We start from the raw sequence: 2720 nt of genomic DNA on the forward strand, positions 1-2720 counted from the left end.
CCCCGAGTAGTAACTGACCTAGCGCCTACGGCAACCCGAGCCACCCTCTCCCCTCGTCGAGCATTTTTTTCGGCTGTGGTGATCATCCGGTCATCACGACTCTGCTGAGCCCAATCGGGCTTCACATTCTCCTCGAGCGCAGTCGTCTACGGTGAGTTTCCTAGGAAATTCACTGGAATGCTGTATGGAATGTGGGCTCGGGATGAGGTTTCCTCTTGGAGATGCGTACTCAACCGCCCGAAACCAAAGGAGATTTGGACGAGAGCCTCGAATCGAGACATCTCGTTCGAGCCGCTTTCGAGCTAGCGAGATCGCTGGGCATCCACAAGATGCTGGTGCAGGCGGACGAGCTGCACGATATCCGTCTCGTCGAGCATAGCCGAAGAGGCGAGTCGATCATCTGGCTGAGCCGGGGGGCGCTGGAGCTACCTGAATCCCACAAGTCCAACCACACCGTGCTCATCATCCCCGAGACCACGGTTCTGACGCGTATGAGCCAGATGAAACTGGCCCTGTTTCTTGCCGTCCTCAACGGCTATCTCGGTCGTTCCGAAACCATTTTGTGCCTGTCCGGTGTGGTCGGGTCGGAAAGGCTGGACACGCTGCTCGTGGCCAACGCGCTGCGCGATTTCCCCTGGTTTCATGATCACGAATTGCCCACGATCCCCGACCTCGTTCCCGTACGCGAGTTCGCGAGGATCATGGACATCGCCCTGAGATTCGCGGCCGAGGGACGCGAGGGAAAGCCCATCGGAACGATTTTCGTCCTCGGCAACGTCAGCGAGCTCTCCACGTTCCTCCGCCAGCTCGTGTTAAATCCTTGCCGAGGGCATCCCGAAGAGGCACGCAACATCCACGACCCGGATCTCGTCGAGACGCTCCGGGAGTACGCGGCGATGGACGGCGCGTTCATAATCGACAAGAAGGGTGTCGTCGAAGCGGCGGGCACCTACCTCGACGCTCCGGCGAGACGCGCCTCCTTGCGCCCGGGCCTCGGTGCAAGGCACGCTGCTGCGGCATCCATCTCAGCGGTATCAGAGGCCACCGCCGTGGTGGTCTCTGAATCATCGGGAGCGATCACGGTATTTCATGCCGGCTCGGCGATCCTCGAGCTGGAAAAGCCCGATTCCCGGGCGCGGCTCGGCTGAGAGCGTCCTCTGTGGGGCCTCGCGGACCCGTTTTGGAGCGTGAAGCCGTCCAGTGCTATCGTGAAGGAGCATCCAAGAAAATGAGTATCAAACGCGTCCTCTTGGCCGATGACCACGAGATCATCCGCGCGGGCTTGCAACGCGTCCTCGAGGACGCGCCCGATTGCGAGGTCGCGGGTGAGGCGGCGACCGGCAGGGAGGCCGTCGAGATGGCGCTGCACCTGAAGCCCGATGTCGTCGTGCTGGACATCGCCATGCCGGAGCTGAACGGCCTCGAGGCGACGCGGCAGATCGTAAAAGGGTTTCCCGAAGCGGAGATTCTGATTCTGACCGTGCACGAATCGGAGAGTCTCATCCGTGAGGTCCTCAACGCCGGAGCGAGAGGCTATCTCTTGAAGTCGGATGCCATCCGCCATCTCCTCGCGGCGGTCGAATCTCTTACGAAGCACGAACCGTTTTTCACCTCGAAGGTATCCGAGATCGTTCTCGCGGGTTTTCTTTCGGGCGGGGCCCCGGGAAAGTCTAGAGGCCCCAAGCAATTGACGCCTCGAGAACGCGAAGTGGTTCAGCTTCTCGCCGAGGGCAAGGCTAACAAGGAAGTCGCCGCTCTGCTGAACATCAGCGTGAAGACCGTCGAGACCCATCGAACGAACATCATGCAAAAGCTCGATCTTCACTCCGTGAGCGAGCTCGTACGTTACGCGATCCGCAACGACATCATCGAAGCTTGACAATCCCGGGCGCCCGGACGACGCCGCACAGGCATCGTTTCGGTACCATCATCGGCGAGCGCAGAACCCCCGGAATCCTCGCGCTCGGATGGGAGTGCTACGGGAGATCCCCGCTCATTCTACGGAAGTCGCCGTATCGATCTGCGGATGGCGCTCCGATAACGTGCGAGGCAAGGAGCTTTCGGATGGATAGTAAGGAGCTTTCGGATGGATAGTGAAGAGGATACGAAAGCGGCAGGTCGTGGCGGATGGAGAGTCACCCTCGGAGTCCTCGTGTTGATCCTCGCCGGGGCTGTCGGCGTCGCGCTTTGGCAGGGCGTGGATTTGGGGCGGACGTTTCAAGAAGCGCGAAAGACCACGGAAGAAGCGGCAACCACGGCGAGGGTCAAGGCGGCATTCATGCTGTCCAACCGAGTGTCCGCGTTCGATATCGATGTCGACACCGAAGGCGGTGTGGTGACGTTGAGAGGACAGGTCCCCGCCAACGAGATTCGAGAGCTCGCCGAGGCGATCGCCGAGGACGTCGCGAGCAGGGCCGAAATAAGAAACGAGCTCGACGTCGTGCCCGGTGTGCGCCCCGACTCGGAGCTCGAGGAGCTCCGGCGGCGCGTGGGCGAGTTGGAAATCGAGACAAGCGTGATGGCGGCGCTTGCAAAACATCCCCGGTTACGGGAGAAGAATATCCGCGGCGATGTCACGGGTGACCGCGTCACCCTCGAAGGCTCGGTCGACCATGCCGAGGACAAGCTCGGAGCGGAACGTCTCGCCCAAGCTACCGAAGGCGTACACAGTGTCGTGAACAATATCGTGGTCGAGGAGTCAAGACAGCGCATGGACGACC

At 60.9% G+C, this 2720-nt stretch carries 3 protein-coding genes; all 3 read left to right on the forward strand.

The genetic code is table 11. The annotated features are described in order from the left end of the window. The first annotated feature begins 221 nt into the window (after positions 1–221). Entirely contained in the window at positions 222–1148 is a 927-nt protein-coding gene (locus tag VEK15_10540) for a diadenylate cyclase (GenBank protein HXV61122.1), read from the forward strand. 80 nt (positions 1149–1228) lie between these two features. Then, complete coding sequence (locus VEK15_10545) at positions 1229–1879, forward strand: response regulator transcription factor (protein HXV61123.1); 651 nt, start codon at positions 1229–1231, stop codon at positions 1877–1879. A gap of 207 nt (positions 1880–2086) precedes the next feature. After that, positions 2087–2720: BON domain-containing protein (locus tag VEK15_10550; GenBank protein HXV61124.1), on the forward strand; the 634-nt coding region annotated here is incomplete at its 3' end.

It is taken from the genome of Vicinamibacteria bacterium, assembly GCA_035620555.1.
GTDB lineage: Bacteria > Acidobacteriota > Vicinamibacteria > Marinacidobacterales > SMYC01 > DASPGQ01.

Excerpts from the sequence above, each read along its gene's own strand:
- VEK15_10545 (HXV61123.1), top strand. The coding sequence starts at position 1,229 with ATGAGTATCAAACGCGTCCTCTTGGCCGATGACCACGAGATCATCCGC.
- VEK15_10540 (HXV61122.1), top strand. The coding sequence starts at position 222 with ATGCGTACTCAACCGCCCGAAACCAAAGGAGATTTGGACGAGAGCCTC.